Origin of the sequence: Pseudomonas brassicacearum, assembly GCF_003732225.1 — a bacterium.
GTDB classification, from domain to species: Bacteria; Pseudomonadota; Gammaproteobacteria; order Pseudomonadales; family Pseudomonadaceae; genus Aquipseudomonas; species Aquipseudomonas brassicacearum_E.
In genome coordinates this window covers 143,848-158,413 of sequence record NZ_MOBJ01000003.1, presented here as the reverse complement: position 1 = coordinate 158,413, position 14,566 = coordinate 143,848, and the positions used below count along the sequence as shown (strand labels likewise).

At 60.5% G+C, this 14,566-nt stretch carries 10 protein-coding genes; all 10 read left to right on the top strand.

All coding sequences use genetic code 11. The features are described 5' to 3' along the window. The first annotated feature begins 1 nt into the window (after nt 1). Nucleotides 2-895, top strand: a complete 894-nt coding sequence (locus BK659_RS03705; protein ID WP_123423776.1) for a YybS family protein — start codon at nt 2-4, stop codon at nt 893-895. A 19-nt stretch (nt 896-914) separates the two neighbouring features. Next, nucleotides 915-1,361: a 50S ribosomal protein L9 gene (gene rplI, locus BK659_RS03700; RefSeq protein ID WP_003197251.1), complete on the top strand. Its 447-nt coding sequence runs from the start codon at nt 915-917 to the stop codon at nt 1,359-1,361. 137 nt (nt 1,362-1,498) lie between these two features. Continuing rightward, on the top strand, nt 1,499-2,893 hold the full coding sequence (gene dnaB, locus BK659_RS03695) for a replicative DNA helicase (protein ID WP_123423775.1): 1,395 nt from the start codon (nt 1,499-1,501) through the stop codon (nt 2,891-2,893). 191 nt (nt 2,894-3,084) lie between these two features. Beyond that, nucleotides 3,085-5,388, top strand: a complete 2,304-nt coding sequence (locus BK659_RS03690) for a YgiQ family radical SAM protein (protein WP_123423774.1) — start codon at nt 3,085-3,087, stop codon at nt 5,386-5,388. A 202-nt stretch (nt 5,389-5,590) separates the two neighbouring features. Then, complete coding sequence (locus tag BK659_RS03685; RefSeq protein ID WP_123423773.1) at nt 5,591-6,508, top strand: Ssp4 family T6SS effector; 918 nt, start codon at nt 5,591-5,593, stop codon at nt 6,506-6,508. Further along, nucleotides 6,505-6,960 carry a hypothetical protein gene (locus BK659_RS03680; RefSeq protein WP_173860755.1) on the top strand — a complete coding sequence of 152 codons (456 nt, stop codon included), beginning with the start codon at nt 6,505-6,507 and terminating at the stop codon, nt 6,958-6,960. The genes BK659_RS03685 and BK659_RS03680 overlap by 4 nt, the downstream gene beginning before the upstream one ends. Then, nucleotides 6,957-7,406: a hypothetical protein gene (locus BK659_RS03675; RefSeq protein WP_123423772.1), complete on the top strand. Its 450-nt coding sequence runs from the start codon at nt 6,957-6,959 to the stop codon at nt 7,404-7,406. The genes BK659_RS03680 and BK659_RS03675 overlap by 4 nt, the downstream gene beginning before the upstream one ends. A 187-nt stretch (nt 7,407-7,593) precedes the next feature. Then, nucleotides 7,594-10,884: a transglutaminase family protein gene (locus tag BK659_RS03670; protein WP_123423771.1), complete on the top strand. Its 3,291-nt coding sequence runs from the start codon at nt 7,594-7,596 to the stop codon at nt 10,882-10,884. Between the two features lie 229 nt (nt 10,885-11,113). Then, nucleotides 11,114-13,600, top strand: a complete 2,487-nt coding sequence (locus BK659_RS03665; RefSeq protein WP_123423770.1) for a circularly permuted type 2 ATP-grasp protein — start codon at nt 11,114-11,116, stop codon at nt 13,598-13,600. Next, a complete protein-coding gene (locus BK659_RS03660) occupies nt 13,600-14,490 on the top strand; it encodes a transglutaminase family protein (protein ID WP_123423769.1) in 891 nt (296 codons plus the stop codon). Before BK659_RS03665 ends, BK659_RS03660 begins: the two co-directional genes overlap by 1 nt. The last annotated feature ends 76 nt before the right edge of the window (nt 14,491-14,566 follow it).

The following is a 14,566-nucleotide window of genomic DNA, read 5'->3' as shown; positions in this document are numbered from 1 at the left end:
CATGCGCGCCATAGCTGAGTTCATCATGCGCGGTCGTATGCAGGCCACTCTCGTAGTGGCTGGATGCGCGGCATTGCCGTTGTTGTACTGGTTGGGTGCTGCCGCCGGGAGCCTTGTGCTGCTGCGGCGCGGATTGAAGGACGCCCTTGGCGTTCTTGCTCTGGGAATACTGCCGGCATTGATCTGGTGGCTGTATTCCGATGATCCACGCGCACTCATGGTGTTGCTGGGGTCTTCGGGCCTTGCGTTGGTTTTGCGCGCAAGTGAGTCCTGGAACCGCGTGCTGCTGGTCAGCATAGCGATGGGATTGGTGTTTTCAGTGGTGCTGGGTGCGGCTTACCGCCCTCAGATCGAGATGCTGGCGCAGGAACTGGTAAAGATCCTGCCGCTGGCCCTCGGTGACCTCTACCAACAATTGTCGGTAGAGGAGCGAGCGCGTCTCGCCGCCCTGATTGCCCCGGTCCTGACCGGCCTGATTGCGGCCTTGTTGCAAATCGTCAGTGTGCTGAGCCTGATTGTCGGGCGCTACTGGCAGGCGTTGTTGTACAACCCCGGTGGTTTTGGTCGCGAGTTTCGCGCCATCCGAATCCCGCTGGGGCCGGCGATGTTGCTGCTGGCGTGCATGCTTCTGGGGCCGAATTTCGGTTCCCAGCTGGCCATGTTGACGCCGTTGTGCAGCGTACCGCTGGTGTTCGCCGGGCTGGCCCTGATTCATGGGCTGGTGGCTGAAAAGCGACTGGCCAAATTTTGGCTGGTGGGGTTGTACGTAACGCTGTTGCTGTTTATGCAGCTGATCTATCCGTTGCTGGTGGTCCTGGCCATTGTCGACAGCCTGATTGATTTTCGCGGTCGTTTGACGCCGAAAGACGTCGATAGCGCGAACGGTGAAGGTTAAAAGTTAAGAGGATTTTCACATGCAACTGATCCTTCTGGAAAAAGTCACCAACCTGGGCAACCTGGGTGACAAAGTGAACGTTAAGGCTGGTTACGGTCGTAACTACCTGCTGCCTTACGGCAAAGCTACCGCTGCGACCGCTGCCAACCTGGCTGCGTTCGAAGAGCGTCGCGCTGAGCTGGAAAAAGCCGCAGCAGACCGTAAAACTTCGGCTGAAAGCCGCGCTGCCCAACTGGCTGAGCTGGAAGTGACTATCACTGCCACCGCCGGTGACGAAGGCAAGCTGTTCGGTTCGATCGGCACCCACGACATCGCTGATGCACTGACCGCCTCTGGCGTTGAAGTTGCAAAAAGCGAAGTTCGTCTGCCGAACGGCACCATCCGCAACGTAGGTGAATTCGACGTAGCCGTGCACCTGCACGCTGAAGTTGAAGCCACCGTACGCGTTGTCGTGGTAGCAGCTTAAGCAGCACTTGTCGGCTGGCACCCTCGGGTGCTTGCCGGTAACATCGGGCACGATCCTGTTTACAGGTCGTGCCCTTTGTCTTTCTGTGGTTCCTGATTTTCTACAACCCCAGCTTTTCCTAAAAAAACCAAGTGGCCATGAACGATATCTCCGCTCCTGAGCAATACGATCTGCAAACCGCCGCGCTGAAGGTGCCGCCGCATTCCATCGAGGCCGAACAGGCTGTACTCGGTGGTCTGATGCTGGACAACAATGCCTGGGAGCGCGTGCTCGATCAGGTCTCGGACGGTGATTTCTATCGACATGACCACCGCCTGATCTTCCGTGCGATCGCCAAGCTGGCCGATCAGAACTCGCCGATCGACGTCGTGACCCTGGCCGAGCAATTGGACAAGGAAGGTCAGACCTCGCAAGTCGGTGGTCTCGGATACCTTGGTGAACTGGCGAAAAATACGCCGTCGGTCGCCAACATCAAGGCCTATGCCCAGATCGTTCGTGAGCGAGCGACCCTGCGCCAGTTGATCGGCATCAGCACCGAAATCGCCGACAGCGCCTTCAACCCGGAAGGTCGCACCGCCGCCGAAATTCTCGATGAAGCCGAACGGCAGATCTTCCAGATCGCCGAAGCACGGCCGAAAACCGGCGGCCCGGTCAGCGTTAATGACCTGTTGACCAAGGCTATCGACCGCATCGACACCTTGTTCAACACCGACAACGCCATCACCGGCCTGTCGACCGGCTACACCGACCTCGACGAGAAAACCAGCGGCCTGCAACCGTCTGACTTGATCATCGTTGCTGGTCGTCCATCGATGGGTAAAACCACCTTTGCGATGAACCTGGTGGAAAACGCCGTGCTGCGCAGTGACAAGTGCGTACTGGTCTACTCGCTGGAGATGCCAGGCGAATCGCTGATCATGCGTATGTTGTCGTCGCTGGGCCGGATCGATCAGACCAAGGTCCGGGCCGGTCGCCTGGACGATGACGATTGGCCTCGCCTGACCTCGGCGGTCAACCTGCTCAACGATCGCAAGCTGTTCATCGACGATACCGCAGGCATCAGCCCGTCGGAAATGCGCGCGCGGACTCGTCGTCTGGTGCGTGAGCACGGCGAAGTGGCCCTGATCATGATCGACTACCTGCAACTCATGCAGATCCCGGGCTCGGGTGGCGATAACCGGACCAACGAGATCTCCGAAATCTCCCGCTCGTTGAAAGCCCTGGCCAAGGAATTCAACTGCCCGGTGGTGGCGCTGTCACAGCTCAACCGTTCTCTGGAACAACGTCCCAACAAGCGCCCGATCAACTCCGACTTGCGGGAATCCGGAGCGATCGAGCAGGATGCCGACGTCATCATGTTCGTGTACCGGGACGAGGTGTATCACCCGGAAACCGAGCACAAGGGCATCGCCGAGATTATTATCGGCAAGCAGCGGAACGGGCCGATCGGTACGTCACGCCTGGCGTTCATCGGCAAGTACACCCGCTTCGAAAACCTCGCGCCGGGCAGCTATAACTTCGACGACGAGTAAGCTATTCGGCGTCTGATATGGCCTCATCGCGAGCAAGCTCGCTCCCACAAGAGCGACGCTATCCCTGTGGGAGCGAGCTTGCTCGCGATAGGGGCGACACCAATTTCCGACCATAGCCGTCGGAATTGGTCAAAATTTGTGCTATATTCCGCGCCCGCGAAATTCAATGAAAGCCAACACCGGTTATCGACATGCAAGCAGCCAAGCCGTTATTTGACTATCCCAAGTACTGGGCCGAATGTTTCGGTCCCGCGCCATTCCTGCCAATGAGCAGGGAGGAGATGGATCAGCTCGGCTGGGATTCCTGCGACATCATCATCGTCACCGGTGATGCCTACGTCGACCACCCGTCGTTTGGCATGGCAATCATCGGCCGGCTGCTGGAGTCCCAGGGCTTTCGCGTCGGGATCATTGCCCAGCCAAACTGGCAGTCCAAAGACGACTTCATGAAGCTCGGCGAGCCGAACCTGTTCTTCGGTGTCGCGGCCGGCAACATGGACTCGATGATCAACCGCTACACCGCCGACAAAAAAATCCGTTCCGATGACGCCTACACCCCTGGTGGCATGGCTGGCAAACGTCCGGATCGCGCGAGCCTGGTTTACAGCCAGCGCTGCAAGGAAGCCTACAAGAACGTGCCGATTGTTCTCGGCGGCATCGAAGCTTCCCTGCGCCGCATCGCGCACTACGATTACTGGCAGGACCGGGTGCGCAACTCGATCCTGATCGACGCCTGCGCCGACATTCTGCTGTACGGCAACGCCGAGCGAGCGATCGTCGAAGTCGCCCAGCGTCTGTCCTACGGTCACAAGATCGAAGACATCACCGACGTGCGCGGCACCGCGTTCATTCGTCGTGATACGCCGCAAGGCTGGTACGAAGTCGACTCCACGCGCATCGACCGTCCGGGCAAGATCGACAAGATCATCAACCCGTACGTCAACACGCAAGACACCCAGGCCTGCGCCATCGAGCAGGAGAAGGGGCCGGTTGACGATCCGGAAGAAGCCAAGGTCGTGCAGATCCTGGCGAGCCCTCGGATGACCCGCGACAAGACCGTGATCCGTCTGCCATCGGTAGAAAAGGTCCGTGGCGATGCCGTTCTGTACGCCCACGCCAACCGCGTGCTGCACCTGGAAACCAACCCGGGCAACGCCCGTGCACTGGTCCAGAAGCACGGCGAAGTCGACGTCTGGTTCAATCCGCCGCCGATTCCGATGACCACCGAGGAGATGGACTACGTGTTTGGCATGCCTTACGCCCGTGTTCCGCACCCGGCGTACGGCAAGGAGAAGATCCCGGCCTACGACATGATCCGTTTCTCGGTGAACATCATGCGCGGCTGCTTCGGCGGCTGTACCTTCTGCTCGATCACCGAGCACGAAGGCCGGATCATCCAGAACCGCTCCGAAGAGTCGATCATTCGCGAAATCGAAGAGATCCGCGACAAGGTCCCAGGCTTTACCGGCGTCATTTCCGACCTCGGCGGCCCGACCGCGAACATGTACCGCATCGCCTGCAAGACCCCGGAAATCGAATCCGCGTGCCGCAAGCCGTCGTGCGTGTTCCCGGGCATTTGCCCGAACCTCAACACCGACCACTCGTCGCTGATCCAGTTGTATCGCAGCGCCCGTGCCTTGCCGGGTGTGAAGAAGATCCTGATCGCTTCCGGCCTGCGTTACGACCTCGCGGTCGAGTCGCCGGAATACGTCAAAGAGCTGGTGACCCACCACGTCGGCGGTTACCTGAAGATCGCCCCGGAACACACCGAGGAAGGTCCGCTCAATCAGATGATGAAGCCGGGCATCGGCAGCTATGACAAGTTCAAGCGGATGTTCGAGAAGTACTCCAAGGAAGCCGGGAAAGAGCAGTACCTGATTCCGTACTTCATCGCCGCCCACCCGGGCACTACCGACGAAGACATGATGAACCTGGCGCTGTGGCTCAAGGGCAACGGTTTCCGTGCGGACCAGGTGCAGGCGTTCTACCCGTCGCCGATGGCCACCGCCACCGCGATGTACCACTCGGGCAAGAACCCGCTGCGCAAGGTCACTTACAAGAGCGACGCCGTGACCATCGTCAAGAGCGAAGAGCAGCGTCGTCTGCACAAGGCGTTCTTGCGTTACCACGACCCTAAAGGCTGGCCGATGCTGCGTGAAGCGCTGACCCGCATGGGCCGCGCCGACCTGATCGGGCCGGGCAAGAACCAGCTGATCCCGCTGCACCAGCCGGCCACCGACAGCTACCAGAGCGCCCGTCGCAAGAACTCGACGCCAGCCGGTAGCCATAAAGTGGCCGGGGAAAAGACCACCAAAATCCTTACGCAACACACCGGCTTGCCGCCGCGTGCCAGCGATGGCGGTAACCCTTGGGACAAGCGTGAACAGGCCAAGGCTGCGGCGTTCGCCCGCAACCAACAAGCCGCCAAGGAGCGCAAGGACGCTGCCAAAGGCAAAGGGCCCAAGCCTGGGCGTAAGCCGGTAGTGCCGCGTTGATCGCAGCCTAGAAAGCAAAACGCCAGCCTCGTGCTGGCGTTTTGCTTTGTAGGTGGTGGAGAACTTGTTTGTTAAGGTGGCGCCCATTAATTGCCATCGCAGGCAAGCCAGCTCCCACAGGGGAATGCATTCCAGATGTGGGAGCCGGGCTTGCCCGCGATGAGGCCGGCATGGCCACTCTCCACTTCAAGGAAGAACACCCATGAGCACCCCCCTGCTCGGCATCGGCATGGACTCCAACCGCTCCCAGTTCATGGCGCGCCAGCGCATCGAAAGTGAAATCAACCTGCCGCGCCTATTCGCGGCCATCGATGCCGACCCCGGCATTGTCGGCGCGGGTGTCGTGTATATCGATGCCGACTTCAACGTGGTCACCCTGCGCGAATTCAAACCCCTCTGCAGCATCAAGCCCAAGCGCATCATCTTGCGGGAGGCACAGAAGTACATTGCGCCTGCGCAGTTCGCCGATCAAGTGACCAACAACCCGCGAGAGTCCCGATTGGTGGGTGAGGCTGTCAATACCACCTTGTCTTGTGCGGGGGCGATTTTGGGTTGGATCGTAGTATTCAGCGGCACAGTCGCCGTGCCTTTCACCGCCGGCGCGAGCTTGGTCGTGACTGGGCTCGGTGCGACAGCAGCATCGGCCAGTACGGTGCAGTGTGTGGTTGGGGGTATGAGAACTTACAACGAACTCAGCGATCCGACAGCAAACGACGACATGGACGGCGAAGACTGGTATCGCTACGCGATGCCAGTACTGGATACGGCCTCGCTGCTGGGGGCCGGAGCGTCTACCCTGACCACGCTGCGATTGTTGCAGGCCCGAAAGGCCACCACCGGTAGAAGCTGGTACGAGCTATCCAAAGGGTTGACCCGCCAGCAACGAAAAACGCTCACCAAGGAACTGTTGAGTCTGAAAGATCCTGGTTTGAGCAATAAGCTCTTGAAGTTGCGCCAGCGTTCCGGCGAACTGGTCAAGCGCTACTCGGCGACTGAAATCAACCACGCCACTGTGACACAAATCCGGGATTCTCTCGGTGCGGCCATTGGTATTTTCGGGAGCGCTTTGTCGGGGAACATTCGTACCATCGCGGTAGGTTTGTATGAGGAGCTTGAATGATGGAGCGCCAAGGTTCGTTGAGCGCTTTTTTGGCTCAGTATTTCCCTACGTTCATCTGTGCATTCTTTCTCGCCTGCTTTTCCCTTTCCGCGGCCATCTCATTGGCCTCGAGTACCTATTTTCGCGGTGATCCAGAGCGTGCGCGTTATTCTTTTCTGGCGGCGGTTGGGCTGGGGCTGCTCTTGGCGTTCAGCCATTTCGTCATGATCAGAGGGCGCACTTGGGGAAGTTGGGCCATTGTCGCTTTCTACGCTGTGTGCTTTCTGACAGTCCTGCCTACCTACGGCTACCGGCCGCATATGGCGGCTTATGTAACTGGCCTGCTGTTTCCCTTGCTCGGGATGTTGTTGCTGAATAGTCAGCGCCATCGCGAAATGCGCCGTCAACTCGTAATGATTCGCAAAAAGCGCCAAGCTGCCCTTGCCGACCGCAAGCCCCGGAAAATGAAATGAACGATTTTCCTCCATTGACGCGCTATCTCGCCCGCTACTTCCCGGTCTTCATGGGAGCGATATTTGCCTCCGTCTTCACCCTGGTCTTTGCGGTCCCGTTGTTTTTCGAAAGCTATTTTCAGAACCTTTCCATGGCCGACAGTGCCAAGTACTCCTTCCTGGGTGGCATCGCGCTCACCCTGGTCATCGTGCACTGTAATTTCATGATCGCGCGGGGGCGTCCGAATTGGGTCAGGCCGCTGGTGGCGCTATTGGCCATTTGTTTTCTCGGAGTATTGCCCGCCATCGCATATGGGCCGCACCCTCTGATTTATGCCGTGACTTTACTGTTTCCGCTGCTGGCGCTACTGCTGCTCAACAGCAAACGCCACCGCGAAATGCGCCAGACGCTGCTCGAAGTGCGCCATCTGCGCGAAGCTTTGATTGCCAAGCGCAAAGCCCGTTGACTGGATAGATTCACGACCCACCCTCACACACTCGCCACAAATATGTGCAACCCTCGCACCACGGCACCCACCTTGGCGCCGTTTTGGTGCTGTACTGCACCGGGTCTTAAGATAAAGCGCAATGATCGCCGCTCTGGCATAAGTCTTGCGCGCTTTGTTTCCATGCCCTGGCTTGCAGGAGGCCGCCGTGTCGATTCATGTCGCGTTGCACCACGTTACGCATTACCGCTACGACCGCGCTGTCGAGCTCGGTCCGCAGATCGTACGCCTGCGTCCGGCCGCCCACAGTCGCACGCGGATTCTTTCCTATGCGTTGAAAGTCTCGCCTGATCAGCACTTCATCAACTGGCAACAAGACCCCCAGGGCAATTATCTGGCGCGGTTGGTGTTCCCGGAGAAAACCCCGGAGCTGCGGATCGAAGTCGATCTGCTGGCCGAGATGGCGGTGTTCAACCCGTTCGATTTCTTCCTTGAGCCCTACGCGGAAAAAATCCCCTTCGCCTATGCCGCCGATGAACAGCGTGAGCTGGCGCCGTACCTGGAAACCCTGCCGCTGACGCCGACGTTCAAGGCCTACCTTGACGGCATCGACCGCACCCCGCTGCCCGCCGTGGATTTTCTGGTGGCCCTCAACCAGCGCCTGAGCGAAGACATCGGCTACCTGATCCGCATGGAACCGGGCGTTCAAACCCCGGAATACACCCTGGAACACGCATCGGGTTCTTGCCGCGATTCGGCCTGGTTGCTGGTGCAACTGCTGCGCAACCTCGGGCTGGCGGCGCGATTTGTTTCCGGTTACCTGATTCAGCTCACCGCTGACGTCAAAAGCCTCGACGGCCCTTCCGGCACAGAAGTGGACTTCACCGACCTGCATGCCTGGTGCGAGGTTTACCTGCCCGGCGCCGGCTGGATCGGCCTGGACGCTACTTCTGGGCTGTTTGCTGGCGAAGGGCATATTCCATTGGCCTGTAGCCCCGATCCGTCCTCTGCGGCGCCGATCAGCGGGCTGGTTGAACCGTGCGAGTGCGAATTCAGCCACGAAATGTCGGTGGAGCGGATTTGGGAGGCCCCACGGGTCACCAAGCCCTACACCGAAGACCAGTGGCTGGCGATCCAGGCATTGGGCCGGCAGATCGATGCCGACCTGCAAGCTGGCGATGTGCGGCTGACCATGGGCGGTGAGCCGACTTTCGTCTCCATCGACGACCCGGACGCTGCCGAATGGAACACAGCAGCACTCGGGCCGGACAAGCGGCGGCTGTCCGCCGAGCTGTTCCAGCGCATGCGCAAACATTACGCACCCAAGGGCCTGGTGCATTTTGGCCAGGGCAAGTGGTATCCCGGCGAGCAACTGCCGCGCTGGTCGCTGAACTGCTACTGGCGTCGAGATGGCGTGCCGATCTGGCACAACAGCGCGCTGATTGCCGATGAACAGCAAGACTACGGCGCCGATGGCGCGTTGGCCGGGCGTTTTCTGGCGAGTGTCGCCGAGCGTTTGAAACTGCCTGCTCGCTTTGTATTTCCAGCCTACGAAGACAACCTTTACTACCTCTGGCGCGAAGGTGCATTGCCGGTCAACGTCAGTGCCGAAGACTCACGACTGAGCGATGAACTTGAGCGCGCCCGTCTGCATAAGGTCTTCAGCCAGGGGCTCGATAAAGTGATCGGTCAGGTGTTGCCGCTGGCGCGCACCGCCAAGGGCGATCAATGGCAGAGCGGCCGCTGGTATCTGCGTGACAGCCATTGCCGGTTGGTGCCAGGAGATTCACCGCTGGGTTATCGCTTGCCGTTGGCTTCGCAACCGTGGGTGACGGCGGCGGAGTACCCGTTCGTGCACCCGGTCGATCCGAACCAGGATTTACCGGAGCTGCCCGACGCCGCGAGGTTGCGGGTGCATGGCGAGCCGGCCACCGCCGATGAGCGCGCACCGAAAATCGACCAATCCGCCGACTGGCTGACACGCACCGCGCTCTGCGCCGAGGCTCGGGAAGGGCGGTTGTACCTGTTCATGCCGCCGCTGGAACGCGTCGAGGATTACCTCGAACTGGTCAGCGCCATCGAAGCCACCGCCGAGGAACTGCATTGCCCGGTATTGCTGGAAGGTTACGAGCCACCGAGCGACCCGCGCCTGAGTAACTTCCGCATTACTCCCGACCCCGGCGTGATCGAGGTCAACGTGCAGCCGTCCGCCAGTTGGGACGAGTTGGTCGAACGCACCGAATTCCTCTACGAAGAGGCGCGGCAAACCCGGCTGACCACCGAGAAGTTCATGATCGATGGTCGGCACACCGGCACTGGTGGCGGTAACCATTTCGTCCTTGGTGGCGCGACTCCGGCTGACTCACCGTTTCTGCGTCGGCCAGATCTGCTGCGCAGTCTGATCAGCTACTGGCATAACCATCCATCGCTGTCTTACCTGTTTTCCGGTCTGTTCATCGGCCCGACTTCCCAGGCGCCGCGCGTGGACGAAGCGCGCAACGATGCGTTGTACGAGCTGGAAATCGCCTTTGCGCAGATGCCCGAACCGGGTGAAGAGTGCGCGCCGTGGTTGGTGGATCGCTTGCTGCGTAACTTGCTGATCGATGTCACGGGCAACACCCACCGCGCCGAGTTCTGCATCGACAAGCTCTATTCTCCGGACGGCGCCACCGGTCGCCTGGGTCTGCTGGAGCTGCGTGCCTTTGAAATGCCGCCCCATGCGCGCATGAGCCTGGCCCAGCAATTGTTGCTGCGGGCACTGGTGGCGCGGTTCTGGCGCGAGCCTTATGCGCCGGCCAAGCTGGCCCGTTGGGGCACCGAGTTACATGACCGTTTCCTGTTGCCGCACTTTATCGAGCAGGACTTCGCCGACGTGATTGTTGATCTCAACGCCGCCGGCTATGCGCTGCGTGCCGAGTGGTTTGCGGCGCATCTGGAGTTCCGTTTTCCCAAGGTCGGCGATTACGCGGTCAGTGGCATCGAACTGGAGCTGCGCCAAGCGTTGGAGCCCTGGCATGTGCTGGGAGAGGAAGGTTCGGCCGGCGGCACGGTGCGTTATGTCGACTCGTCGCTGGAGCGTTTGCAGGTCAAGCTCACAGGTTTGGCGCCGCAACGTTATGTGCTGACCTGCAACGGCATCCCGGTGCCGCTGCAACCGACCGGGCGGGTCGGTGAATTTGTCGCCGGCGTACGTTTTCGCGCCTGGCAACCGGCGAACTGCCTGCAACCGACCATCCCGGTGCACGCGCCGCTGGTATTCGACTTGCTCGATACCTGGATGCAACGCTCGCTGGGCGGTTGTCAGTACCACGTCGCCCATCCGGGCGGGCGCAACTACGACAGCCTGCCGGTGAACGCCAACGAGGCGGAGAGCCGGCGGATGGCGCGGTTCTTCCGTCACGGTCACAGCCCGGGAACCTTGCCGGTGCCGACGCTGATCATCAACGACGAACTGCCGATGACCTTGGATTTGCGCGGGTTTGCGAAAAAAAATGAGTGAACGCGGTACTTGCAGCATCGATTACCTCCCTGTGGGAGCGAGCTTGCTCGCGATAGCGGTGGGTCAGTCAACGATGATGTTGAATGTGCTGCCGTCATCGTCGGAACGCCGCCCGGAGCAAGCTCGCTCCCACAGGGATCTCCACGGTTGTTCGCTTTGGGGCCCGTGCCCACTGGATTTGTAGCGTCTGTGCGTTAATCTGACTTCCCTTGCCCTTGCCGAGCTTTCCATGCCTGACCTGCTTGACCGTTACCCGCGCACAACGGGCACCTATCACGAACTGCTCGACGACAGCGGCGCTGTGCGCCCGCATTGGCGACGGCTGTTCGATCAGTTGCAACGCAGCACCCCGGCGCAACTGGTGCAGCGACAAGCCTTGCTGGCACGGCAGATTCAGGAAAACGGCGTCACCTACAATGTCTACGCCGACCCAAAAGGCGCTGATCGTCCGTGGGAACTGGACCTGTTACCCCATGTGATCGCGGCCGATGAGTGGCAGCAGTTGTCGGCCGGGATCGCTCAGCGCGCGCGTTTGCTCAATGCGGTACTGGCGGATCTGTATGGCCCGCAGCGGCTGATTGCCGAAGGCCTGTTGCCGGCAGAACTGGTATTTGGTCACAACAATTTCCTCTGGCCCTGTCAGGGCATTCAACCGCCGGACGGGGCGTTCCTGCATCTGTATGCGGTGGATCTGGCGCGCACCCCCGATGGGCGTTGGTGGGTGACGGCGGATCGGACTCAGGCGCCGTCCGGTGCCGGTTATGCGCTGGAAAACCGCACCATCGTGTCGCGGGCCTTTCCGGAGCTGTACCGCGATTTGCAGGTGCAGCACCTGGCCGGGTTCTTTCGCACCTTGCAGGAAACCCTCGCGCGTCAGGCGCCAAGTGCCGATGAAGTGCCGCTGGTGGTGTTGCTGACGCCGGGGCGGTTCAACGAGAGTTATTTCGAGCACCTGTATCTGGCCCGCCAACTGGGTTATCCGCTGGTTGAGGGCGGCGATCTGACGGTACGCGATGCCACGGTATACCTGAAAACCCTCAGCGGTTTGCGTCGGGTCCACGCGATCATGCGGCGGCTCGACGATGATTTCTGCGATCCGCTGGAGTTGCGCACCGACTCGGCGCTCGGCGTACCGGGCCTGCTTGAAGCGGTGCGACAGGGGCGGGTGCTGGTGGCCAATGCCTTGGGCAGCGGTGTGCTGGAGTCGCCGGGCCTGTTGGGCTTTCTGCCGAAGATCAATCAATTCCTGTTCGGCGAAGAACTGATCCTGCCGTCCATTGCCACCTGGTGGTGCGGCGAACCTCCAGTGCTGGCGCAGGCTCTGGAAAAACTGCCTGAGCTGCTGATCAAACCGGCGTTTCCGTCGCAAAGTTTTGCCCCGGTGTTCGGGCGTGACTTGAGTGAAAAGCAGCGTCAAATCCTCGCCGAGCGCATGCAGGCACGGCCGTATGCCTATGTGGCGCAAGAACTGGCGCAGCTGTCGCAGGCACCGATCTGGCAAGCCGAAGACGGCCAGTTGCAGCCCCGGGCCATCGGCATGCGTGTTTACGCGGTGGCCAGTAACGACGGCTATCGGGTGCTGCCCGGCGGCTTGACCCGGGTGGCGGCCGATGCCGATGCCGAAGTAGTGTCGATGCAGCGCGGCGGCGCGAGCAAGGACACCTGGGTGTTGGGCGAACGAGCACCGATTGGCGAGCAATGGAAAACCCAGCGGACCATCGGCGTGCACGATCTGGTGCGGCGCGATCCGTACCTGCCGTCGCGGGTGGTCGAAAACCTGTTCTGGTTTGGTCGTTATTGCGAGCGCTGCGACGACAGCGCGCGGTTGCTGCGGATCATGCTCACGCGCTATGTCGATGGCGACGATCCGCAAGCCTTGCAGGCTGCGGTCGATCTCGGCGAAAGCCTGATGCTGCTGCCCGACGAAGGCGAATTGCCCGAACGTTTGCTGGCGGCATTGCTTGGCGATGACTGGCCGTTCAGCCTGCGCGCCAACCTGCAACGCTTGCAGTGGGCGGCGTCCCAGGTGCGCGGCAAGCTCTCACGGGAGAACTGGCAGGCGCTGGTCGAGTTGCAACGCGAAGCCGCAGAGCTGGAAACCGAAGCGCCGGATTTTGGCGAGCTGCTGGATTTCCTCAACCGCTTGGTGATGTCACTTGCGGCGCTGTCGGGTTTTGCACTGGACGACATGACCCGCGACGAAGGCTGGCGCTTCTTGATGATCGGTCGGCGGATCGAGCGCTTGCAATTCTTGAGCAGCAGTCTGGCGGCGTTCCTGCGCGGTGCCGGGGCGTTTGATCAAGCGGGCCTGGAATGGTTGCTGGAACTGGGCAATAGCAGCATCACCTACCGTTCCCGTTACCTGGCGGTGGCGCAGTTGATCCCGGTGCTCGATTTGTTGTTGCTCGATGAACAGAACCCCCACGCGGTGCTGTTCCAGCTGAAACTGGTGACCCGTACCCTCAAGCGCTTGAACGACGACTTTGGTGTGCCGCGCGATTTGGCGTTGCCTTCGTTGGTAGAGCGTCTGGCGCGATTCGATCTCGGTTGTCTGGAGAACGCTTTGTTCGGTGAAAGCAGTGTCCGCGCCGCTCTCGATGGTCTGGCGGATCTGCTGCAAGAAATCGCCGATGTCAGTAATCAGGTGTCTGATCGTCTCGCGTTGCGGCATTTCGCCCATGTCGATGATGTCAGCCAGCGCACGGTGTCCGTCTGATGAGTGCCCATTACCAGATTCTCCACGACACCCATTATCACTACGACAGCCCGGTGTCCCTGGCCCAGCAGCTCGCCCATTTGTGGCCACGGCCCTGCGCGTGGCAGCGCTGCACCGAGCAGCAATTGCAGATCAGCCCGGATCCGACCTCGCGCCGCGATGAGCTGGACGTATTCGGCAATCCGCTGACCCGGCTGGCCTTCGAAAGACCTCACGATGAATTGCTGGTCAATGCCCGGCTGACGGTCGAAGTGCTGGCCCGGCCACTGCGTGATTTCAATCTATCGCCGGCCTGGGACATGACCCGCAGCGCATTGACCTACAGCAGCCAGCCGATTTCCCCGCAACTGCTGGAGGCGTGTCGTTATCGGTTTGAGTCACCCTATGTGCATTTGAAGAGCAGCTTCGTCGAGTTCTCCGAAAGCTGTTTTCCGCTGGGCCGCCCATTGATGCTGGGCGTTCAGGCGTTGATGGAGAAGATCTTCAGCGAGTTCACTTTCGATGCCGAGGCGACTCAGGTCGCGACGCCGCTGGTGGAAGTGCTGGAGCGTCGACGTGGAGTCTGTCAGGACTTTGCGCACCTGATGCTTGCTTGCGTGCGCTCCCGGGGATTGGCGGCGCGTTATGTCAGCGGTTACCTGCTGACCCAGCCACCACCGGGGCAGCCACTGTTGATCGGCGCCGATGCGTCCCACGCTTGGGTTTCGGTGTTCTGTCCGGTGCTGGGCTGGGTCGACTTTGACCCGACCAACAACATTCAGCCGGCGCTGGAGCACATTACCCTGGCCTGGGGCCGGGACTTTTCTGATGTGTCGCCGTTGCGTGGGGTGATTCTGGGCGGCGGCAACCATGACCCGGAAGTGCGGGTGACCGTGATGCCACGGGAGTAATGGAGATCTACTGTGGGAGCGAGCTTGCTCGCGATGACGGAGGCACATTCAGCACCGAAGCGACTGGGAAATCGCT

Excerpts from the sequence above, each read along its gene's own strand:
- BK659_RS03685 (WP_123423773.1), top strand. The coding sequence starts at position 5,591 with ATGAGCACCCCCCTGCTCGGCATCGGCATGGACTCCAACCGCTCCCAG.
- BK659_RS03680 (WP_173860755.1), top strand. The coding sequence starts at position 6,505 with ATGATGGAGCGCCAAGGTTCGTTGAGCGCTTTTTTGGCTCAGTATTTC.
- rplI (WP_003197251.1), top strand. The coding sequence starts at position 915 with ATGCAACTGATCCTTCTGGAAAAAGTCACCAACCTGGGCAACCTGGGT.
- BK659_RS03690 (WP_123423774.1), top strand. The coding sequence starts at position 3,085 with ATGCAAGCAGCCAAGCCGTTATTTGACTATCCCAAGTACTGGGCCGAA.
- BK659_RS03705 (WP_123423776.1), top strand. The coding sequence starts at position 2 with ATGCGCGCCATAGCTGAGTTCATCATGCGCGGTCGTATGCAGGCCACT.
- BK659_RS03660 (WP_123423769.1), top strand. The coding sequence starts at position 13,600 with ATGAGTGCCCATTACCAGATTCTCCACGACACCCATTATCACTACGAC.
- dnaB (WP_123423775.1), top strand. The coding sequence starts at position 1,499 with ATGAACGATATCTCCGCTCCTGAGCAATACGATCTGCAAACCGCCGCG.
- BK659_RS03675 (WP_123423772.1), top strand. The coding sequence starts at position 6,957 with ATGAACGATTTTCCTCCATTGACGCGCTATCTCGCCCGCTACTTCCCG.
- BK659_RS03665 (WP_123423770.1), top strand. The coding sequence starts at position 11,114 with ATGCCTGACCTGCTTGACCGTTACCCGCGCACAACGGGCACCTATCAC.